The following is a 22,696-nucleotide window of genomic DNA, read 5'->3' as shown; positions in this document are numbered from 1 at the left end:
GAAATCCCGCAGCCCAAAGCGAGGAATTGTAACAAATAGCCCGAATTGGGGCCATCAATAATAATCTATAAAAAGAAATACACCTTTATACTTATTATTGTCCTATATATTATTGTATGAGTTTTATTATCGTGCTATCTTTGTGGCTTTAATAAAATTTACATGATAGATATTACATTGCCAGACGGCTCGGTTAGAGCATTTGATAGCGGAATCACTGCTATGGAGGTTGCTAAAGACATTAGTGAAGGTTTTGCCAGAAACGTTATTTCTGCCAAATTCAACAACACCACTATTGAAACATCCACCGAACTTACCACCGACGGCAATTTGGTTTTATATACCTGGAAAGATGCTGAAGGCAAAACGGCTTTTCGCCATTCCACTTCTCACGTTCTGGCACAAGCACTTGAAGAGCTTTATCCGGGTGTAAAACTTTCTATAGGTCCTGCAATTGAAGACGGGTTTTATTATGATGTGGATTTGGGTGATGAAACCATTTCTGAAAAAGATTTCCCGGCTATTGAAAAAAAGATGTTGGAGATCGCTCGTGGTAAACATGATTTCATCATGCGATCTGTATCCAAAGATGAAGCATTGGACAAATATCGTACAGAGGGTAATGAATATAAGGTAGAGCTGATTGAAAATCTTGAAGATGGGACAATTACTTTTTGTGATCATGACACCTTTACAGATCTGTGTCGTGGTGGACATATCCCAAATACAGGTCTTATTAAGGCTGTAAAGATAATGAGTGTTGCCGGAGCGTATTGGCGAGGTAATGAGAACAATCCTCAACTTACCAGAGTTTATGGCACATCTTTTCCTAAACAGAAAGAATTAAAAGAATATCTGGAATTACTCGAAGAAGCCAAAAAGAGGGATCATAGAAAACTTGGTAAAGAGCTACAGTTCTTTACTTTTTCTCAAAAAGTTGGTCAAGGACTTCCATTGTGGCTTCCTAAAGGTGCTGCACTACGAGAGCGCTTAGAGCAATTTTTAAAGAAGGCACAAAAAAAGGCCGGATACGAAATGGTGGTGACGCCACATATTGGTCAAAAAGAACTATATGTAACCTCCGGGCACTATGAAAAATATGGTGAAGACAGCTTTCAACCAATTGCTACACCTGCAGAGGGAGAAGAGTTTTTGTTAAAACCCATGAATTGCCCACACCATTGTGAGATCTACAATAGCGGCCCATGGTCCTATAGAGATCTTCCCAAACGTTATGCCGAATTTGGAACGGTGTATCGTTATGAACAAAGTGGAGAACTACACGGTCTCACACGAGTTAGAGGTTTTACTCAGGATGATGCTCATATATTTTGTACACCGGATCAACTTGACGAGGAGTTTAAAAAAGTAATAGACCTGGTGCTTTATGTCTTTGGATCGTTAGGATTCGAAAACTTTACCGCACAAGTATCTGTAAGAGATCTGGATAATCCGGATAAATACATAGGTGACGTTGACAACTGGGAGAAAGCAGAAAACGCAATTATCAATGCAGCCAAGGATAAAGGTCTTGACTATGTCGTTGAAACAGGCGAAGCAGCCTTTTATGGACCTAAACTGGACTTTATGGTGAAGGATGCTTTAGGAAGAAGCTGGCAATTGGGAACAATACAGGTAGACTACAATTTACCTGAGCGTTTTGACCTTACTTATAAAGGTAGTGACAATGAAATGCATCGTCCGGTAATGATTCATCGTGCTCCTTTTGGTAGTATGGAACGTTTTATTGCTATACTTTTAGAGCATACTGCAGGTAATTTCCCTCTTTGGTTGATGCCTGAGCAAGCTATTATACTCTCTATCAGTGAGAAATATGAAAAATACGCCGAAAAAGTTTTAAATTTGTTAGAAAATGCCGAAATTCGCGCCCTTACAGATCACAGAAATGAAACGATCGGTAAAAAGATCAGAGAAGCAGAAATGAACAAAACTCCTTATATTATTATTGTAGGAGAGCAAGAAGAAGAGAATGGCACTATTTCTGTAAGAAAACATGGAGGTGAAGATTTAGGAGCATTAACAGTAACTGAATTTTCTGAAATGATATCTGAAGAAATAAAAAAAACGCTCAAACCGTTTAACGTATAAGTAAAATAAGTTTAACTAAAATCTTAAAGTCATAGCAATACGAAGAAGAAGATCCCAAAAACCACTAAGGGTCAATAAAGAAGACGCTCACAGAATTAACCACAAAATTCGTGTCGAAGAAGTGCGTCTAGTTGGTGAGAATGTCGAAGTAGGTGTTTACCCTATCAAAAAAGCACTTGCGCTTGCTGAAGAACAAGAATTAGACCTCGTAGAGATTTCGCCTAAGGCGGAGCCTCCTGTTTGTAAAATCATGGATTATAAAAAATTCTTGTACGAGCAGAAAAAACGAGATAAAGCCATCAAAGCTAAAACTACCAAGGTAGTCATTAAGGAAATTAGGTTTGGTCCTAATACTGATGAGCACGATTATGAGTTCAAGAAAAAGCATGCGATAAAATTTCTTAGTGAAGGTGCCAAATTGAAAGCATATGTTTTCTTTAAAGGTCGTTCTATCATCTTTAAAGATAAAGGACAGATCTTGCTATTAAAGTTAGCTCAGGAGCTAGAAGAATATGGTAAAGTTGAACAGATGCCAAAATTGGAAGGTAAACGTATGATTATGTTTATCGCACCAAAAAAAACAAAATAGATCTTATTCTTTCAAAGAATAAGTAACAATAATAAGTGAGATTATTATAAAAACCAGGATACAATGCCTAAGATGAAAACGAAATCCAGCGCCAAAAAGCGATTTAAGCTTACCGGTACTGGTAAAATCAAAAGAAAGCATGCTTTTAAAAGTCATATTCTAACGAAAAAGTCTAAAAAGCGTAAACTTGCTTTAACGCACACAACATTGGTGCACAAGAGTGATGAGAATAATATTAAAGAACAATTACGCTTAAAGTAAGAATTCTTTAATTCGGTTGAATTATTATAAACCCAGGAGTTAGGCGTATACTCGTACAACAGTATACTCAAAGTGATCATAGGATCCGCCAACTACTAAAACATTAAATTATGCCAAGATCAGTAAATTCAGTTGCAAAGAGAGCTAGAAGAAAAAGAGTTCTTAAGCAAGCAAAAGGTTATTTTGGACGTCGTAAGAACGTTTGGACAGTAGCAAAAAATGCGGTTGACAAAGCGATGCAATATTCGTATAGAGACCGTAGAAATAAGAAAAGAACTTTCCGTGCATTATGGATCACTCGTATCAATGCGGGTGCTCGTTTGTATGGTATGTCTTATTCACAATTTATGGGAAAAGTTAAAGCTAATGGAATTGAGCTTAACCGTAAGGTTCTAGCAGACTTAGCTATGAACAATCCTGAAGCTTTTAAAGCGATTGTAAATAAAGTAAAGTAATTTTTTTATATTAATAATAATACTCTCACTTATAAGAAATCCGCCATAAAGGCGGATTTTTTTTGCCTAAATGTTAATTATTTGTGTTGTTTGTCGATAAATTATGTATTTTGTCTATAAAAAATTATGCTATGTGAGTTATTTTACTACTTTTATTAAAAGTATGGAAAGCACGTAATTAAAGTATGCTTTTTTAATCGAGTTTCAATTATCAAATTGTTTAAAGTATAACATGTAACTCTTTTATCTCTTAACCCTTTCAATCAACCAATGGATGACGCCTACGTGGATTAAAAATATCCTTAAAAAAAGACAACCTTCTGCTCCGAAATCATCGTTGGAGAAAGAAGTTACGGCGTTGATCAATTACTTAACAAGACTATCTAATTCATTAAACCCACTATCATCAAATCTGAAAAATAAAGTGAGAGCTTTTGGACGTTTAGAAATGGAACATAAACTTTCAAACTTTCCTGAACTTTATCTGTCCTTTGAAAAATTTTATCAAAAACATCACACTGATCCTGCTGGTTTCATTACCACCCTGCGTTCTCAGGTCGTCGATCGATATCCGGTATTAACTAGACAACATCATATTTCAATATTATTCTTACCCTCCAAACAGCAAGAGTATGAGCTGTGCAGAGTTTTCTTGTTAGATATTCTGGATAAAATGAGCGAACTTCTAACCAGAGAAGAAATGCTTAACTTTGATCAACTCTACATTCATCTCAATTCTGATTATAAAGAGACCATTCAAAATTTTATCAGTATACGTAAACAACTACTGTCTGCGTCCAATGAAATATTTGACGCGTTAAAGCAATTTGTTGGTCTTACTACAACATTAACTATATACCTTCAGGTTTATAAAAAATTCTTTCAGTACTATCACCTATCCCCTACTTTCACCACAATTCTAAACGTGATACCAGAGGAAATTCTGTCCGAAGATCTCATACATTTTCCCAGCAAACAGGAAATGTTAAGAATGTTGCATCAACAATTATACAGTCTTGAAAGTATAAATGATCAACTAAGCAAAGAAATTGTTTCTAAGAAGAAAGTTGAAGAACAGTTAAAGGATAGTGAGCATCTCAAATCTACAGTTCTCGAAACTGCAATGGATGGAATCATTTTACTGGACAGTGATGCCACAGTTCTAACTTGGAACAAGATGGCAGAACACATACTTGGTTTAAAAAAACAAGAAACTCTGGGTAAAAGCATTTATCTATTTGTTCCTCATAAACTAAGAAAAGAATTAAAAAACAGCTTTCAAAATTATAAAAACAAGGGCTATGACCAACTCATTAACAAACGAGTTGAAACTATAGTACATAGAAAAAACGGAGTTCCTGTACATGTTGAGCTTACTCTTATAGCTATAAAAACTAAAAACGGACATATTTTTAATGCCTTTTTTAGAGATATTACCCAGAAAAAAAAGGTTGAAACAGAAATAAGAGAGGCAAAAATAGCCGCAGAAAAATCGGCGTCTGCAAAATCTATGTTTCTTTCTAATATGAGTCACGAGATAAGAACGCCTCTAAATGTAATCCTGGGATTGACTAAAATATTACAGCAAAGTGACTTTAAAACTCCTAAAGTTGATAGAAAAAATCTTGACGGAATTCAATTTTCTGCTGAGAACCTCTTGGTTCTTGTCAATGATATCTTAGATTTTTCCAAAATCGAAGCTGGCAAACTTACAATTCATAAAACCAATTTTAATATTCACGATCTAATTCATAAAATTTCTCGTGGTTTTAGAATCAAAGCTGAAGAGAAAGGATTGCAATTCTTACTCAATATACACCCTACAGTTCCAAAATTTATAATTGGTGATCAACACCGATTGAGTCAGATATTAACCAATTTGCTCGGTAATGCAATTAAATTCACTAAGGAAGGTACTGTTACCATCGAGGTACGATGCCTCACAGAATCAGACAAATCTATAGTTTTACGTTTTAAAGTATTAGACACAGGTATTGGCATAAGAAAAGATAAACTCCAAAATATATTCAAAAGTTTTTATCAAGCCTATAATCCTGACAGTAACAAAATTGAAGGAACTGGTCTTGGTCTGACAATTTCTAAAAGATTAATTGAACTTCAGAAAGGGGATTTGAAAGCCAAAAGTGCTTTAGGAGAAGGTTCAGAATTTGAATTTACGATTAAGTACAAGAAAAGTGAACTTAAATTAGTAGATGAAAAGAACGCAGTACATGTTACACTGCCTAATCTAAATCTGGATGATATGAGGATTCTCATTGTCGAAGACAACAAGATGAATCAATTTTTTATGCGACAACTTTTTGCCAACTGGAAAATTACCACCGATATCGTTGATAATGGTAAAATTGCAATTGAAAAGCTACAGGCGCAACGTTATGATTTAATTCTTATGGACATGCACATGCCAATCATGGATGGTCCTGAAACTACACGAGCTATTCGAAAATCATCAAACACGAATTTTAATAAAATTCCAATTATAGCATGCTCTGCCGATGTTTTTCCTGAAGCCGAGAAAAGAGCGATTGCTGCAGGAATGGATTTTTACCTAACTAAGCCTATTAGTGAAAAGGCTTTAAAAGAAATTTTGTATAGTTTAAAACCTAATAAGCAGAATTACAAAAACAAAATTCTACTTGACCGACGTCAAAAGATTCAAAAGCTTTCACCTGTAACCGTACAAAAGTATTCTAATTTTGAAGCTTTAGAGCGAACTTTTAATGGTGATTATCAAACAATACATGATATTATTCAAATATTTTTGAAGGAAACTCCAAAGGATTATATGACCTTAAAATCTAGTATAGGCAGCGAAGACCACAAACTTATTAAAGTTTATTCGCACAAAATTAAATCAAGTTTTAAGCTGTTTGGAATAGAAAAAGAAGCCAGCTATCTTCAGGAAATCGAAAATAGTATTGATATTAATATTGAGGGGAGTATAGAGAAAATTAGATTTTTACAAAGAAAGATTGATGCTACTTACCCCTTGATTTTAGAAGAAATTGAAGCATATCTTTTCTACCTAAAACCTACCATGGAAGAAGAATAATTAATTGAGATTCTCTTAGTATATTTGTTGTCATGCATAAATATATTCAAAGCTTGCAAAACAGCACGATCAAATCATTACTGTTACTAAAGGAAAAATCTCGTGCGAGGAAAAAAGAAAAATCCTTTTTGATAGAAGGACAACGAGAAATTAATTTGGCCATAGAAGGAGGATATCTACTCAAACAAATTTTTTATTATACCGACATTATCACTATCGAAGAGATACAAAGTCTTACCAAGAATCATACAGCTCCAATAGAGCTTATTGAGATTACGAAAGAAGTCTTTCAAAAATTAGCGTACCGCGATACTACCGAAGGAATTTTAGCTGTAGCGCAAAGTAAAGATCTCCACATTTCAAATTTTTTGGTTTCAAAAAAAAATCCGCTTTTCCTTGTTGCCGAGGCTCCAGAAAAACCAGGTAATATTGGGGCTATTCTGCGAACTGCAGATGCAGCTCAAGTTGATGGGGTTTTTATTGCTAATCCAAAATCAGATATTTATAATCCCAACATCATACGCTCAAGTGTTGGTTGTATTTTTACGACTCAAATTGCTACGGGCACCAATCAAGAAATACTATCATATTTGAAAAATAACAATATCAATATCTATGGAGCGGCACTACAAGCCTCGGCACCTTACCATAATCAAGATTATACAAAACCCACAGCCATAGTAATGGGAACTGAAGCCACCGGGCTTACTGATGAATGGTTAGCTGCTACAACTCAAAACATTGTAATTCCAATGAGTGGAGTTATCGATTCGATGAATGTTTCTGTCGCTGCCGGGATATTAATTTTTGAAGCCAAAAGACAACGTGGTTTTTAAATCTAAATTTACTATATTCTCCCGTCCCTATTCTTAAACCCATACACCTACATTATGCCATTATCACCCACGACATTCTATTATCTTATACTTCTTATAATTCTTGTTGTTTTTATAATTGATACCCTATTAGATTATTTAAATGCAAGACAATATGATAACCCTGTTCCTTCTGAACTCGATGATGTTTACAAAGAAGAGGAGCATCAAAAATCTATAGATTATAAACGCGCCAATTATCGTTTCAAAATAATTTCATCCACTTTATCACTTCTATTGTTACTTACATTTCTTCACTTGAATGGATTTGCTTATTTAGATAGTTTAGTACGTAGTATTTCTGATAATTCCATTGTTCAAGGACTTCTTTTTATTGGCATCCTTCTCCTATCAAGCGAACTTTTATCATTTCCTTTTGATTATTACAGAACTTTTGTGATTGAAGAAAAATTTGAATTTAATACCACAACTAAAAAAACTTTTTTGCTAGACAAATTTAAAAGTTTGCTTTTGTTAATTATTGTCGGCGGAAGTTTGTTAAGTCTTATTATATGGTTCTATCAATTGACACAAGATAACTTTTGGATCTATGCCTGGTTACTTATAGCCTTTTTTACCATACTGATGAATATGTTCTATGCAAAACTTTTTGTTCCATTATTTAACAATCAGACACCACTTGAAGACGGACTCCTTAGGAATTCATTAGAAAAATACGCCAATAGCGTTGGATTTAAACTCAAAGACATTTATGTAATTGATGGTTCCAAAAGAAGTACCAAGGCAAACGCATATTTTTCTGGCTTAGGAACCGAAAAAAGGATTACGCTGTACGATACGCTGATAGATGATTTAACGACTGAAGAAGTTGTTGCAGTTTTAGCACACGAAGTAGGGCATTATAAAAAAGGGCATATAATTATCAATTTAATTTTATCAGTACTATTAACGGGGTTCACCTTTTGGCTATTATCATTATTTATTAATAACCCAATATTGGCACAGGCATTTGGAATAAGCATTCCGTCGTTCCATATCGGATTAATTGCATTTGGAATATTATTTAGTCCCATTTCAGAAATTACCGGAATATTAATGAATATCGTATCGAGAACATTTGAATATCAAGCCGATAATTTTGCAAAAAAAACCTATAATAAAAATTTTCTTATTGCAAGTCTAAAAAAACTTTCAAAAAACAATCTCAGTAATCTCACCCCACATCCAGCAACGGTTTTTGTACATTACTCACACCCAACTCTTTTGCAAAGAATTAAGAATTTAAGAGAATAATGAGGAGTATCATACTTGGTAGTTACCGGGGATAGTTGTACTTTTAACTGTATCTGTTTTTGAGATAAAAATTGAGGGGAATATTGATTGTGACACATCATCTCCTGGTATTTTTTGTAAGGAAAATCACACAAATTACTTAAATGGGCTCTATTAGAAATCTTGAGGTATGACGGAAGCCGCTATAGAAGAAGAAAATAAAAAAATTGCGAAGCAGTACAAAGAGCTGCTGCGCATTAGTTACCGAGATCTTAGCAAAGATGATAAACTACTTATTAGACAGGCTTTTGATGTAGCTGTAGATGCTCATAAAGATCAACGTCGTAAAAGTGGAGAGGCTTACATCTTTCATCCTATCGCCGTTGCCAAAATTGTCGCTAGTGAGATAGGATTGGATGCTACCTCTATCGCAGCAGCCTTGCTACATGATGTTGTAGAAGACACAGAGTATACACTGGTTGACATAGAGCAAATGTTTGGTGAAACCGTAGCAAGAATCGTGGATGGATTAACCAAGATATCTTCTTTGAAACACGATAGAGATATTTCGCTTCAGGCAGAGAATTTCAGGAAAATGCTGCTTACGCTTAATGATGATGTGCGAGTAATTATTATAAAGATTGCTGATCGCCTTCACAATATGCAAACAATGGATGCCATGCGGTCTGACAAACAGGTTAAAATAGCATCCGAAACCTTATATATTTACGCTCCTTTAGCCCATAGGATAGGTCTGTACAACATCAAGACAGAGCTTGAAGATTTAGGCTTAAAATATACAGAACCTGAGGTTTACAAGGATATTCTTGAAAAAATAAAAGATAGTAAAGAAGAACAAGATGCCTATATCAAAAGGTTTTCTGATAAAATAAGCGAAGGGTTAGATCGAGAAGGACTTACTTATGAAATAAAGGGACGCCCAAAATCAATCTTCTCCATTCGTCGTAAGATGATCAAGCAAAATGTTACGTTTGACGAAGTCTATGATAAATTTGCGATTCGCATCGTATACAAATCAGATTTTGAAAATGAAAAGTTTATTGCTTGGAAAATTTATACGGTGGTTACCGATTTCTATCGCCCAAATCCTATTAGGCTAAGAGATTGGATTTCTCAACCTAAATCAACGGGTTATGAGGCGCTTCATATTACAGTAATAGGACCTGATAGCAAATGGGTAGAAGTTCAGATTCGAAGTGCGCGTATGCATGAGATAGCCGAAAAAGGGTATGCTGCTCACTACAAGTATAAAAACAATGAAGAACAACAGGATCAAGGTCTGGATGGCTGGCTGAATCGCTTACAGGAAGCACTTGAAAATTCTGAAACTAATGCTGTTGATTTTGTAGAGGAATTCAAACTTAACTTGTATGCAAAAGAGATTTTTGTATTTACCCCCGAAGGAGATTTAAAGTCGCTTCCAAAAGGGGCAACTGCTTTAGATTTTGGGTTTAGTGTACATACAGAAATTGGATTAAAAACCCGAGGTGCTCGTGTGAACGGCAAACTAGTTCCATTAAGTCATGAATTAAGCAGTGGTGATCAAGTAGAGATCATAAAATCTAATAATGCAAAACCCTCATCCAGCTGGTTAGACTATGCAACCACTGCGCGTGCTCGCTCCAAGATAAAATCAGCCTTAAGAGATGAGAAAAAACAAATTGCCGAAGACGGAAAAGCGATACTGAAACGTAAATTACGTTCGCAGAAAATCACACTGAACGAGAAGGTTATAAATGAATTGGTTTTATACTTTAAACTCAAAACAAGTTTAGATCTTTTCTATCGCGTGGGCATTGGAACCATCGACAATCAAAAGATCAAAGACTTTGCCACTACTCGGAGTAATATGTTTATGAATTTTATCAAGAATAAAATTCGAAGAAACACACCCAGTGATGTCAACAAGGATGAGATCACACAAAAGTATGATCTTATAGTTTTTGGTAAGGATGCCGAAAAGTTAGAATATAAATTAGCAAATTGCTGTAATCCTATTCCCGGTGATGATGTTTTTGGTTTTATTACGGTAAATGAAGGTATCAAAGTTCATAAGAAAAACTGCCCAAATGCGTTGCAATTACAGAGTAATTATTCTTACCGTATTATGTCCGCAAAATGGATAGACTCAACTCAGGAAGAATTTAAAGCTGTTATCAAATTAAATGGAATAGATAACATTGGAGTGGTAAATAATGTGACACAAATTATTTCAAATAATATGCATTTAGCCATTTACAATATGCATTTTGATACAAATGACGGTGTCTTTACGGGTAAAATTACGGTAGGTGTTAAAAATAAAGACATTTTGAAATCTGTTATAAAAAACCTTTCCAAAATAAGTGGTATTGATAAAGTAGTAAGAGAATAAAAAATAATGTAACTTTGCGTTTTAAGCGTATGAGCACTAAAACAACTACAGCAAGCGATCAGAATATTGTCAAAAACGTGTTTACGAGTTTTTTAGAAGAAAAAGGGCACCGTAAAACACCAGAACGCTACGCTATACTTCAGGAGATTTACGAGAGTGAAGAGCATTTTGATATAGAATCACTATACATCAAAATGAAAAATAAAAACTATCGTGTGAGTCGTGCCACTTTGTACAATACCATTGAATTGTTATTGGACTGCAAATTAGTGCGCAAGCATCAATTTGGTCAAAATCAAGCGCAGTACGAAAAATCTTATTTTGACCGGCAACACGATCATCTTATACTTACCGACAGTGGCGAAGTACTAGAATTTTGCGATCCTCGTATCCAATCTATAAAGAAAACAATCGAAGAAATTTTTGATGTAGATATTACAAATCATTCCTTGTATTTCTACGGAACTAAAAAGAAACCAACTAATTAAAAAAACGAATGGCGGTAAATTTATTACTGGGTCTTCAATGGGGAGATGAAGGTAAAGGAAAAATTGTAGATGTTCTTACAAAAGATTATGATATTATAGCGAGATTTCAAGGAGGGCCTAACGCAGGTCATACCTTGGAATTTGATGGTATAAAACATGTCTTGCATACAATCCCAAGCGGAATTTTTCACGATAAAGCAATTAATCTTGTAGGTAACGGTGTTGTTATCGATCCTGTGATTTTTCGTAAAGAGTTAGAAAATCTTGATAAATTTTCGATTGATTACAAGGCAAAACTTCTTATTTCCAGAAAAGCACACCTTATTTTACCAACACATCGTATCCTAGATGCTGCTTCAGAGGCTTCAAAAGGAAAAGCTAAAATTGGTTCGACTCTTAAGGGCATAGGACCAACTTATATGGACAAAACCGGTCGTAATGGGATTCGTGTAGGTGACTTAGAACTTGAAGATTTTAAAGATCGATATAGAAATCTTGCCGATAAGCATGAAGCTATGATCGATTTTTACGATTCAAAAATAGAATACGACCTAGAAGAATTAGAGCAGGAATTTTTTGCAGCATTAGAAGTCTTAAAATCCTTGACTTTTATTGATAGTGAAGAATATCTGCACGCAGCACAACGTGAAGGAAAAACAATTTTGGCCGAAGGTGCGCAAGGATCTTTACTAGATATTGATTTTGGAACATATCCATTTGTAACCTCATCCAATACAACTGCTGCAGGTGCGTGTACCGGACTAGGTATCGCACCAAATAAAATTAAAGATGTTTTTGGTATTTTCAAAGCATATACTACCCGTGTAGGGAGCGGACCTTTTCCAACAGAACTTTTTGACGAAGATGGAGAGACGATGGCTCGTGTTGGTAATGAATTTGGTGCAACTACAGGAAGACCACGTCGATGTGGCTGGTTAGATCTTGTAGCACTTAAGTATGCCGTTCAGGTGAATGGTGTTACGCAGCTTATGATGATGAAAGGGGATGTACTTAGTGGTTTCAAATCACTAAAGATCTGTACAGCATATCAATATAAAGGTAAGACCATCACGCACTTGCCTTATAACATCGAGCCAGAAAATATTACTCCGGTTTATACCGAAGTTCCTGGATGGGCTGCAGATTTGACTAAAATGACAAGCAAAGATCAGTTTCCCAAAGAATTGATTGCGTATATTGAATTCTTAGAGAAAGAATTAGAAACTCCTATAAGCGTAGTATCTGTTGGACCTGACAGAAAACAAACAATTTATAGATAGTATATTAAGTTTTACATAATGCAACAAATAAGTAATCCTCAAGTTCTAGTGTGTACTTGAGGATTCTTTTATGTAAAGAATCTCATCTTTAATAGTAAATTTCGTTATTTTGTATTTTAATTTAGACTATTTGAAAACTACCTATTTATACTTAATTCTATTCCTGTTTTGTTCCACTCATGTAATCGGACAGGAAAAAGAAGGCAAAAAGATTAACATCCAATCGGATCGTACTATAAAGAATGAAACGCAGTATCCCGGAGCCACTATTTTATTAAAAATAGATAATCAGGTGTATATGAAGCACGAAGGAGTAGAAATCTGGTGTGATCAAGCCATTCACTATGGAGATGAAAAATTCGTCAAAGCTATTGGTAATGTTATAATGAAGCAAGGAGACACCATAGAGGTAACCAGTAAATACGCTGAATATAATGGAAATACAAAGTTCGCTTATGCAAGAGACAATGTATTTATGGAGACCCCAAGCAATACGTTAACCACAGACACCTTATTCTTTGATCGAATACGTCAACAAGCCTACTATCGCAGTGGCGGTACCGTAAAGGATTCATCAAACACACTAACCAGTCGTATTGGTCGTTATTTTATGGATAGGAAACAATTTTCGTTTAACACAAATGTTAAGGTCGTTAATCCGGAAAACACTATTGATTCTGATCGCTTAGATTATTATACTGAAACTGGAAATGTTTATTTATACGGTCCTTCAACCGTGCTTGGAAAAGAAAGTAAGCTTTATTGTGAACGAGGATTTTACGATACTAAAGCAAAAATCGGGTATGCCATTAAAAACGCAAAAATAGATTATGACAATCGTACCGTATTTGGGGATAGTATATTCTATGATAGTCCTAAACAGTTTGCATCGGCTACTAATAACATTAAAGTACTGGACACTGCAAACAACAGTGTAATCACCGGACATTATGCAGAGGTCTTTAAAGCTCGGGATTCTGTATTCATAACAAAACGTGCTTTGGCTGCTACCTTGCAAGAAAAAGATTCAATATATATCCACAGTGACACGCTCATGGTTACCGGTAAACCCGAAAAAAGAATTATGACCGGGTTTTATGATGTTCGTATTTACAAAAAAAACATGAGTGGCAAAAGCGATTCTATCAATGTGGATCAAACAACCGGTTATACTAAAATGTTAGGAAACCCTATTATTTGGTCTCAAAAAAACCAAATGACAGGTGACACAATTACACTTATATCAAATACTAAAACTGAGAAGTTAGATTCTTTAGTGGTTTTTCCGAACTCTTTTTTAGCACAAGAAGATACTTTAAAGGCAGGATACAATCAGGTAAAAGGGCAAATTCTTTATGGTCTTTTCAAAGACAATGAATTGTACCAAGTGGATATTGATAAAAACACCGAAACCATTTTTTTCCAAAGAGAAAGTGAGGGTGCTCTTAAACTTATCGGAATAAATAAAGTATTGTCCAGCTCCATACGGTTAATGTTCGCCAATCAGGATATTGAAGATGTATTTTACTTTCAGAATGTTGATGGAACGTTGTATCGCGAAATTGATTTACCTGAAAATGCGCGACAATTATCCGGTTTGAATTGGAGAGGCGAAGAACAAATAACTAGTAAACAAGATCTTTTTAGAGGAGAAAATCCTCCAAAGCTTATAAAAATAAAAGGAATTCCATTACCCGAAGAGGATGACGCATTCTTTGATGAAAAAACTATACAACGGTTAGAAGAAAATAAATCAGAGAACTCCAGGATGATGAAACAGACCTTGGAAGATGCCGAGCTAAAAGATACGAATGAGCAACTCAATGATACAATTTCCGATAAGGTGCTAAACAGTATAAATACAAAAGACACATTGGTTTCTCCTATATTGGAAAAGAAGACGTTGTCTGATACTTTAAAGGTTACTAAAAAAGGATTGCGCAAGAAAAAAGACAATTAATTGGCTCTAATCTGCTTTCTCAATTTATTTTAAGTTAGAAAAAACTGCCTGTGAAAAAAGACTTTTTTACATATCAAGCTCAAACCACTCCCCACCCACTCGCTTTGGAGATTTCTCATGCAGAAGGGAGTTATATCTATACGACAGATGACAAGTCTTACTTGGACTTTATTGCCGGTGTTTCTGCTTGCAGTTTAGGACACAGGCATCCTAAAGTAGTTGATGCAATTAAAGAGCAATTAGATCGCTACCTGCATGTGATGGTGTATGGTGAATTTATACAAGAAACCCCGGTTCAATTAGCCAAATTACTCGCAGCTAACCTACCGCATCCGTTAGAAAAAACATATTTGACCAATTCCGGAACCGAAGCGATAGAAGGTGCACTAAAACTAGCCAAACGAGTAACCGGTAGAAGCGAACTTATTGCAGCAAAAAACGCATATCACGGCAATACTATGGGTTCTATGAGCGTCATGGGATTTGAAGAACGCAAGCAAGCGTTTAGACCCTTACTTCCCGACGTTTCTTTAATTAGTTTTAACAATTATGATGACATCAACCGCATTACGGAGCGCACAGCTGGTGTTATCCTGGAAACTATACAAGGAGGCGCCGGTTTTATTGTACCACATCATGAGTACCTTAAAAAAGTAAAAAAACGTTGTGAAGCAGTGGGAGCTTTGCTAATTTTAGATGAAATTCAACCCGGGTTTGGCAGAACCGGTAAATTATTTGGTTTTGAACATTATGGTATAATTCCAGACATTCTGGTAATGGGTAAAGGTATGGGAGGTGGTCTTCCTATAGGAGCCTTTACAGCTTCTAATGAGCATATGAGCACGCTGCAGGATCGTCCAAAATTAGGTCATATTACTACATTTGGCGGAAATCCGGTGATTGCTGCAGCAGCCTTAGCCACCCTAAAAGAAATTACAGAGAGTGACTTAATGTCAGCTACTTTGGAAAAGGAAAAATTATTTCGTTCCCTCTTAAAACACCCCTTAATTAAAGAAATTAGAGGTATTGGGTTGATGTTGGCCATCCTAACCCCTACCGCAGAAATTGCAAACCAGGTTATACTGAAATGCAAAGATGAGGGGCTACTTTTGTTCTGGTTACTTTTTGAACCAGCCGCTATTCGCGTAACCCCCCCGCTCACTATCTCCAACGAAGAAATTGAAATAGGTTGTAAACAAATTTTGCGCGTTATGGATTTAATTTATAGCGAAACGGAAAGCCTTTAAATATTAAAAAATACTACTTACCAAGTTCAATTTATTCAACTTAATTAAATGTATCTTTGCAGCTGCTTTTTTGGTAAACTTTTACAGTTATTTATGGTATAGCTTTTGTTAATTAGTTTGTTAAAAACAATTAATTTTTACGCTTCATAGAGACAAATACATTTGTACATTTATTTGGGTAGAAATTAGTAATGCTTAAATTTATTTTTGAGAGCGAAATAAAAAAGCGTATCTTCATATATCACACAAGATGATATACTTAGAAAATACTATATTATATCGCGATCATCCTAAATCAGGCACAATATTATATGTGTATGAAATTTAACCACGAAGAAGAAGAAGATAATTTCTCTATAACGCGATACGAATCAATGTTGAGATCCAACGATCTCAAGTTTTTTGACTCAGATGAATTTGAATCTATCATTCATCATTACCTTGAAAACGGTAAAATTGCTAAGGCTAAAAAAGCGATTTCTCTTGGGCTCGCACAACATCCATCATCGGTAAATCTAAAATTATTACAGGTTGAAGTGTTGGTGTTTGAGGACCGCTTAGATAAAGCTGACATACTCTTAGCACAATTACATGCCATTGAACCTGAAAATGAAGAAATTTATATTCAGAAAGCAAATATTTTATCAAAACAGAATAAGCATAAAAAAGCAATCTCATTGCTGCTTAAGGCACTTGAGTTTACTGATGAGACTGCGGATATCTATTCCCTCCTGGGTATGGAGTATTTATTCTTAGACGATTTTGAGAATGCGAAATTAAATTTCATGCAGTGCTTAAATAATGACGACGAAGATTATTCTGCTCTGTACAACATTATTTATTGTTTTGACTTCTTGGATCAACACACTGAAGCTATTGAGTTTTTAAATAACTTTTTAGATAAAAATCCATATTGTGAAGTTGCCTGGCATCAGGTTGGTAAGCAATATTATGATCTAAAAGAATTTGAGAAAGCATTGGCTGCATTCGAATTTGCTATCATAAGTGATGAATACTTTATCGGTGCTTACCTTGAAAAAGGAAAGGTACTAGAGAAGCTAAAACGCTATAACGAAGCTATAGAGAATTACAGAATTACTTTAGAACTTGATGACCCCACTTCCTTTGCCTTACTTCGCATTGGTACATGCTTTGAAAAATTGGGTAATGACGAGTTAGCCATTCAGCATTTTTCTCAAACTGTACATGAAGATCCCTTATTGGATAAAGGATGGATTGCTATTACCGATTTTTATACGCGTAAGAAAAATTATCAGAAAGCTTTATATTATATCAATAAGGCTATTCATATCGATAGTGAAAACGTATTATACTGGAAACGGTACGCCAAGATTAATAACAGACTTGGTTTTTTTGAAGAAGCAGAAAATGGTTTTAGAAAAGCACTGGAACTAGGAAATTATGAATTAGAAACCTGGTTAAATCGTTCTGATATTTTACGTTTCCTTGGCGAATCTGAAGCTGCTGTTCAAAATTTAAAACAGGCTATCGAATTTTATCCTGAAAATGCCGAAGTTCATTATCGAATTGCAGGTTTGTTTTTTGAAAATCAGGATTTTGAAAGTGGTGAAAAACATTTACGGGAAGGTCTGGATCTTGATTATGAATATCATATTGTTCTGGAAGAATTATATGATAAAATATATCAACTCCCTTTAGTCAAAAGGATTATCGCAGAATACGAGCATATCTAAATTACTAAAAATACTATTGCAAAGGTGGTCTGAAGACAACGTCTTGAGACTACCTCTTTTATTTCTTTAAACTTTCCAATTTAGTACCATTCAGCTCTAGATTTCCATCAAAAAATACATACATTTGTTTGGATTTACCTTAAAAACAAACAAGAATGCGTAGAAGTCTCAAGGACTATGTAGTTATTTCATTAAAAGGAATTGCAATGGGTGCAGCAGATGTAGTTCCCGGGGTTTCAGGAGGTACCATTGCATTTATTTCCGGTATCTATGAAGAATTGATCGGCACCATCAGTAACCTTGATTACGGCTTCTTCAAGTTATGGAAACAAGAAGGCTTATCCAGTTCTTGGAAACATTACAACCTTTCCTTTCTTACTGCTTTGTTTATTGGAATTGCAATAAGCATTCTATCGTTGGCCAAGGTTATAAAATGGTTGATGGTACATGAACCTCTTTTTTTATGGGCTTTCTTTTTTGGATTGGTCCTAGCGAGTATTTTCTATATAGGTAAACAAATCTCAAGATGGCAAATAGTTACCATTGCCAGCCTAATTGTGGCTGCTGTTGGTTCTTACCTAATCACATTGGCAGAGCCTATGGCTTCACCTGATAATAACTGGTATTTACTCTTTTGTGGTTTTATTGCTATCATAGCAATGATACTCCCTGGGGTTTCGGGTGCCTTTATCTTATTGATTCTAGGAGCCTATCAAACTTTTATAGACATTTTAAATGAATTAAGAAAGGGACTCACCTCGTTGGATGGAGAATTGTTGTGGAGTGCGTTTTCACGATTAGGGATCATTGCGATAGGTGCTATAGCGGGGCTTAAAATATTTTCAAAAATGCTCAACTGGATGTTCACTCATCATAAAAATATCACATTAGCTATTCTAACAGGCTTTATGATTGGCTCACTTAATAAATTATGGCCGTGGAAAAAGGTTATTTCTTGGCGTCAAAATTCTGAAGGTCTATCGGTACCTCTTGTCGAAAAAAGTATTAGTCCGCTGCAATTTAATGGGGAAGCCCATATTGTATGGGTTATTGGTTTTATGCTTATTGGTTTTTTGTTAATCCTAGGACTAGAAAAAGTTGCTAATAACAAACAGGTGTAGCGAATGCAACAAAGTACACGAACTTTTAGCGATAAGTTTTTTTTGGTCATCAAAGGATTAGCCATGGGTGCCGCTAACAAGGTTCCGGGAGTATCCGGAGGCGTGGTTGCTTTTGTGGCAGGATTTTATGAAGAATTTATTTACTCCTTACAAAAAGTAAATTTCAAAGCGTTTAAACTATTCGTCAATTTTAGATTTAAAAGTTTCTGGAGGTATATCAATGGTCGCTTTTTAGGATTGTTGGTCTTAGGAATGCTAATCAGTTATTTTAGTGTTTCAAAAATTCTCGATTACCTTATCGTTCATTACGAACTCTTTGTGTGGTCTTCATTTTTTGGAATGATCATAGGCTCGATCTACTATATACTCAAGGATTTTAATGAATGGAGTCGTCGTAACATATTTCTGATTCTAGTTGGAATTATGGCAGGGATAGCCATTAGTTTATTGGAACCTGCACGTGAAAATGACAATCTTTGGTTCGTATTCTTTTGCGGTATAATTGGCGTTTCCGGGATGACGCTGCCTGGCCTGTCCGGATCCTTTATTTTGATATTGCTCGGTAATTATGTCCTATTACTTGTGGACTCTGTAAACGCCCTTTATGATACTATTGCCAACATCGTACAATGGGATTTTTCGTTTCTATATGATACCGCACGTATTCGCCTTCTAAAAGTACTTGTTGTTTTTAGTTTGGGGTCTATAACAGGTCTGGTAACGCTCTCCCATGGGTTAGGCTACGTTCTCAAGCATTATAAAAACGCTACTTTTGCCGTAATAATTGGATTTATAACCGGATCGTTGGGAGTTGTATGGCCATGGAAGAATAAAGTCTTCAAACGTGACGATTTGGGTAAAATTCTCACAGATGGAAATGGTAATCCTATTTTAGATAATTATGATCGCTATCTTCCGGATCTGTATTCTGTAGAAACATATATTGGTTTGGTCTTTATATTTTTAGGGATCGGATTGATTTTATGGCTAGAATGGTACGGCAAAAAGACACTACAACATCGTTAATATTATGGCAAAAATCTTTGGCCTTATTGGTAAAAATATTGGGTATTCATTTTCCAGAAAATATTTTTCAGAAAAATTTAATCTGGAAAAACTTCCATTTGAATATGATAATTTTGATATTCCCAACATTGATCACGTTCCTCAACTTCTCACAATTAAGAATATCAGCGGATTTAATGTAACCATACCCTATAAAGAAGCAATTATACCGTATTTAGACCAAATTGATCCTATAGCCAAAGCCATAGGGGCAGTTAATGTGGTTAAAATAACCAAAGAAGGGAAAACCAGAGGATACAACAGTGATCATTACGGATTTTTAAATTCTTTAACTCCGCACCTTCCTCTCGGAATTACCATGAATGCTTTAATTTTGGGGACCGGTGGGGCTTCAAAAGCTGTTAAGTACGCCTTAGACACACTCTCCATTTCGTATACTGTGGTGTCCCGAAATCCTGTGAAAAATCAACTATCCTATGATGATATTAATGAGGAGACACTCCAAAGACATAAACTTCTTATCAATACCACACCACTTGGGACATTCCCAAATATACAAGCTGCACCACACTTGTCCTATTCACATTTGACAGCTAATCATATTCTGTATGATTTAATCTACAATCCCGAACGAACCACTTTTTTGAAACATGGAATACAGAAAGGAGCGACGGTAATTAACGGAAAAAAAATGCTTATACTTCAGGCAGAAAAGTCTTGGGAAATCTGGAATTCATAAACGAATACCCTTCAATTTCAATTCTAAATTATTAGCGTAATTACTCAAATGCCCATAAATCCTTTGAGTTTTTAGTAGATGTTAGTATCTTAGTGATGCTTTACGCACTGATACATAAAAAAATATACAATGCCGACACACGACAACCTGTCTAAGACAGATGGAACTAAAGAAGAGAAGACAACCAAAGAGATCGTTGCCACTACTGATGCAACACCCGCGTCTTCATCGAATGACGATGATATCACTGTATCAGATAGTCAAACAACTTCTGACGAACAGACAACTTCCCAACCAGAATCATCTCAAGCACTGGAGCAAAAAGATGATGCGAATATACAAAATGAGATGGATGATGCCGTAGCAGAAGATAGTGAGGACGAGACAACTCTCGAGCGACATTCTATTGAAAAGAAGGATTATCACGCCATGAGTAAGGAAGAATTAATCAACGAACTCAAATCATTGGTTAAAACTGAAAAAATACAAGCCATCAAAGAGCATGTGGATGAAATCAAAGCAGAATTTGATGCGAAATTCAATGAAGAATCAGATCATAAAAAAGACGAATTTTTAGCTGAAGGAGGTGACCTTATAGACTTCTATTACTCTACTCCACTAAAGAAAGAATTCAACTCGGTTTATTTTGACTATAAGGAAAAGAGAAATGCTTATTATCAGAATCTTAAAAAGGATCTACAATCCAATCTCAATAAACGTCTTGAAATTATTGAAGAATTAAAAGGTCTTATTAATGTTGATGAGAATATAAATACCACTTACAATCACTTTAAAGAAATTCAGGAAAAATGGCGTAATGCGGGACCAATACCCAGAGATAAATATAACACCATCTGGAACACCTATCATCACCACACTGAGAACTTTTATGATTTTTTACATCTCAACCGTGAATTTCGTGACTTAGATTTTAAACACAATCTGGAGCAAAAATTGAAAATTATTGAAAGAGCTACAGAACTTGCACAGGAAACTGATATTAATCGTTCGTTTAGAGAGTTACAACTCCTCCATAAAATGTGGAAAGAAGATTTGGGTCCGGTAGAAAAACAATATCGCGAACCTATTTGGGAAAAGTTTAGTGAGCTTACCAAGCAAATTCACGAAAACAGACAACGCTATTTCAAGGAAATCGATAAAGTCTATGAGAAGAATCTTGAAGTGAAACACGGTATTATTGAAAAAATACAACAAGTAGCAAGCGACACTCCTTCCAACCATTCGGGATGGCAAACAAAAATCAAAGAAATCGAAGCATTACGGGACGCATTTTTTAAAGCAGGTAAAGTTCCTGCTAATGTTAATGAAGCGACATGGGATGCATTTAAGTCAGCAGTCAGAGCGTTTAATAGAGATAAAAATGCGTTCTATAAAAATCTCAAAAAAGATCAATTCGATAATCTCAAAAAGAAAATGGAATTGATCAAAATTGCCGAGGACAATAAAGATAGTGAGGACTTTCAGGCTACAACTCCTCTTATGAAAAAGATTCAGACGGACTGGAAAAAAATAGGTCATGTGCCTAGAAAAGATAGTGACCGTATCTGGAAACGTTTTAAAAATGCCTGTAATTTTTACTTTGACAGAATAAATGCACAACGCAAAGAAGCAAATAAAGAAGAAGAAGACAACTACGAGGCTAAGAAAGCTAAGCTAGAAAACCTCAAAGAGCTAAAATTATCAGGAACCGCAGCTGATGATCTCAAAACCATAAAGCAACATATTGAAGAGTGGAAATCTTTGGGAAGAGTTCCATACAATAAGAAACAAATTGAAGCTGACTATAATAAAGTGTTGGATGGACATTTTGAGCAACTTAATTTGACTAAAAAGGAGACAGAACTCATCAAATATGAGAACAAACTGAATGCGCTTGCTAGTCAAAATGATGATCGCGGTCTTGCACAAGAACAAAGCTTCATTCGCAAAAAGATTGATGACGTTCGCGGCGAAATCAGACAACTTGAAAATAATTTACAGTTCTTTAAGCATACCGAGGATGACAATCCTATGGTTATCGATGTTAAAAAGAATATTACAAAACATCGTGAAACATTAGAGGTCTGGAAATCAAAATTAAAAAAAATCAAACAGTTATAAACTGCTAAC

General features: G+C 35.3%; 17 protein-coding genes. All 17 read left to right on the top strand.

What is annotated here, in order from left to right:
- The first annotated feature begins 162 nt into the window (after positions 1–162).
- The 17 genes from thrS to ACJRPK_RS10540 all read left to right on the top strand — a co-directional run bounded on the left by thrS (position 163) and on the right by ACJRPK_RS10540 (position 22,687).
- Positions 163–2,109, top strand: coding sequence for a threonine--tRNA ligase (gene thrS, locus ACJRPK_RS10620; protein WP_407139875.1), 1,947 nt, complete (start codon positions 163–165; stop codon positions 2,107–2,109).
- Positions 2,110–2,146: 37 nt separating this feature from the next.
- Positions 2,147–2,698 carry a translation initiation factor IF-3 gene (gene infC / locus ACJRPK_RS10615; RefSeq protein WP_148783710.1) on the top strand — a complete coding sequence of 184 codons (552 nt, stop codon included), beginning with the start codon at positions 2,147–2,149 and terminating at the stop codon, positions 2,696–2,698.
- Positions 2,699–2,761: 63 nt separating this feature from the next.
- Entirely contained in the window at positions 2,762–2,959 is a 198-nt protein-coding gene (gene rpmI, locus ACJRPK_RS10610) for a 50S ribosomal protein L35 (protein ID WP_148783709.1), read from the top strand.
- Positions 2,960–3,069: 110 nt separating this feature from the next.
- Positions 3,070–3,414, top strand: a complete 345-nt coding sequence (rplT, locus tag ACJRPK_RS10605) for a 50S ribosomal protein L20 (RefSeq protein ID WP_148783708.1) — start codon at positions 3,070–3,072, stop codon at positions 3,412–3,414.
- A 274-nt stretch (positions 3,415–3,688) separates the two neighbouring features.
- Complete coding sequence (locus tag ACJRPK_RS10600; protein ID WP_407139874.1) at positions 3,689–6,487, top strand: ATP-binding protein; 2,799 nt, start codon at positions 3,689–3,691, stop codon at positions 6,485–6,487.
- A 32-nt stretch (positions 6,488–6,519) separates the two neighbouring features.
- Entirely contained in the window at positions 6,520–7,323 is an 804-nt protein-coding gene (locus tag ACJRPK_RS10595) for a TrmH family RNA methyltransferase (protein WP_407139873.1), read from the top strand.
- A gap of 54 nt (positions 7,324–7,377) precedes the next feature.
- Positions 7,378–8,616, top strand: coding sequence for a M48 family metallopeptidase (locus ACJRPK_RS10590; protein WP_407139872.1), 1,239 nt, complete (start codon positions 7,378–7,380; stop codon positions 8,614–8,616).
- A 169-nt stretch (positions 8,617–8,785) separates the two neighbouring features.
- The gene (locus tag ACJRPK_RS10585; protein ID WP_407139871.1) at positions 8,786–10,990 is read left to right on the top strand and encodes a RelA/SpoT family protein; all 2,205 of its coding nucleotides are present in this window, start codon (positions 8,786–8,788) and stop codon (positions 10,988–10,990) included.
- Positions 10,991–11,019: 29 nt separating this feature from the next.
- On the top strand, positions 11,020–11,478 hold the full coding sequence (locus ACJRPK_RS10580; protein ID WP_148783703.1) for a Fur family transcriptional regulator: 459 nt from the start codon (positions 11,020–11,022) through the stop codon (positions 11,476–11,478).
- Between the two features lie 8 nt (positions 11,479–11,486).
- Entirely contained in the window at positions 11,487–12,758 is a 1,272-nt protein-coding gene (locus tag ACJRPK_RS10575; protein WP_407139870.1) for an adenylosuccinate synthase, read from the top strand.
- Between the two features lie 130 nt (positions 12,759–12,888).
- Positions 12,889–14,718: an OstA-like protein gene (locus tag ACJRPK_RS10570; RefSeq protein ID WP_407139869.1), complete on the top strand. Its 1,830-nt coding sequence runs from the start codon at positions 12,889–12,891 to the stop codon at positions 14,716–14,718.
- 50 nt (positions 14,719–14,768) lie between these two features.
- The gene (locus ACJRPK_RS10565; RefSeq protein ID WP_407139868.1) at positions 14,769–15,965 is read left to right on the top strand and encodes an aspartate aminotransferase family protein; all 1,197 of its coding nucleotides are present in this window, start codon (positions 14,769–14,771) and stop codon (positions 15,963–15,965) included.
- 317 nt (positions 15,966–16,282) lie between these two features.
- Positions 16,283–17,680, top strand: a complete 1,398-nt coding sequence (locus ACJRPK_RS10560) for a tetratricopeptide repeat protein (RefSeq protein ID WP_407139867.1) — start codon at positions 16,283–16,285, stop codon at positions 17,678–17,680.
- A gap of 155 nt (positions 17,681–17,835) precedes the next feature.
- Entirely contained in the window at positions 17,836–18,801 is a 966-nt protein-coding gene (locus ACJRPK_RS10555) for a DUF368 domain-containing protein (RefSeq protein WP_407139866.1), read from the top strand.
- 3 nt (positions 18,802–18,804) lie between these two features.
- Positions 18,805–19,827, top strand: a complete 1,023-nt coding sequence (locus tag ACJRPK_RS10550; RefSeq protein ID WP_407139865.1) for a DUF368 domain-containing protein — start codon at positions 18,805–18,807, stop codon at positions 19,825–19,827.
- A gap of 4 nt (positions 19,828–19,831) precedes the next feature.
- A complete protein-coding gene (locus tag ACJRPK_RS10545) occupies positions 19,832–20,566 on the top strand; it encodes a shikimate dehydrogenase family protein (RefSeq protein ID WP_407139864.1) in 735 nt (244 codons plus the stop codon).
- Between the two features lie 129 nt (positions 20,567–20,695).
- Complete coding sequence (locus tag ACJRPK_RS10540) at positions 20,696–22,687, top strand: DUF349 domain-containing protein (protein ID WP_407139863.1); 1,992 nt, start codon at positions 20,696–20,698, stop codon at positions 22,685–22,687.
- Positions 22,688–22,696: the final 9 nt, after the last annotated feature.

The organism is Aquimarina sp. 2-A2 (assembly GCF_045505135.1).
Taxonomy (GTDB): Bacteria; Bacteroidota; Bacteroidia; order Flavobacteriales; family Flavobacteriaceae; genus Aquimarina; species Aquimarina intermedia.
This window is presented reverse-complemented; position numbering and strand designations above follow the sequence as displayed.

Excerpts from the sequence above, each read along its gene's own strand:
- ACJRPK_RS10585 (WP_407139871.1), top strand. The coding sequence starts at position 8,786 with ATGACGGAAGCCGCTATAGAAGAAGAAAATAAAAAAATTGCGAAGCAG.
- rpmI (WP_148783709.1), top strand. The coding sequence starts at position 2,762 with ATGCCTAAGATGAAAACGAAATCCAGCGCCAAAAAGCGATTTAAGCTT.
- ACJRPK_RS10580 (WP_148783703.1), top strand. The coding sequence starts at position 11,020 with ATGAGCACTAAAACAACTACAGCAAGCGATCAGAATATTGTCAAAAAC.
- thrS (WP_407139875.1), top strand. The coding sequence starts at position 163 with ATGATAGATATTACATTGCCAGACGGCTCGGTTAGAGCATTTGATAGC.
- ACJRPK_RS10555 (WP_407139866.1), top strand. The coding sequence starts at position 17,836 with ATGCGTAGAAGTCTCAAGGACTATGTAGTTATTTCATTAAAAGGAATT.
- ACJRPK_RS10595 (WP_407139873.1), top strand. The coding sequence starts at position 6,520 with ATGCATAAATATATTCAAAGCTTGCAAAACAGCACGATCAAATCATTA.
- ACJRPK_RS10590 (WP_407139872.1), top strand. The coding sequence starts at position 7,378 with ATGCCATTATCACCCACGACATTCTATTATCTTATACTTCTTATAATT.
- ACJRPK_RS10545 (WP_407139864.1), top strand. The coding sequence starts at position 19,832 with ATGGCAAAAATCTTTGGCCTTATTGGTAAAAATATTGGGTATTCATTT.
- ACJRPK_RS10550 (WP_407139865.1), top strand. The coding sequence starts at position 18,805 with ATGCAACAAAGTACACGAACTTTTAGCGATAAGTTTTTTTTGGTCATC.
- ACJRPK_RS10540 (WP_407139863.1), top strand. The coding sequence starts at position 20,696 with ATGCCGACACACGACAACCTGTCTAAGACAGATGGAACTAAAGAAGAG.
- ACJRPK_RS10575 (WP_407139870.1), top strand. The coding sequence starts at position 11,487 with ATGGCGGTAAATTTATTACTGGGTCTTCAATGGGGAGATGAAGGTAAA.
- rplT (WP_148783708.1), top strand. The coding sequence starts at position 3,070 with ATGCCAAGATCAGTAAATTCAGTTGCAAAGAGAGCTAGAAGAAAAAGA.
- ACJRPK_RS10600 (WP_407139874.1), top strand. The coding sequence starts at position 3,689 with ATGACGCCTACGTGGATTAAAAATATCCTTAAAAAAAGACAACCTTCT.
- ACJRPK_RS10560 (WP_407139867.1), top strand. The coding sequence starts at position 16,283 with ATGAAATTTAACCACGAAGAAGAAGAAGATAATTTCTCTATAACGCGA.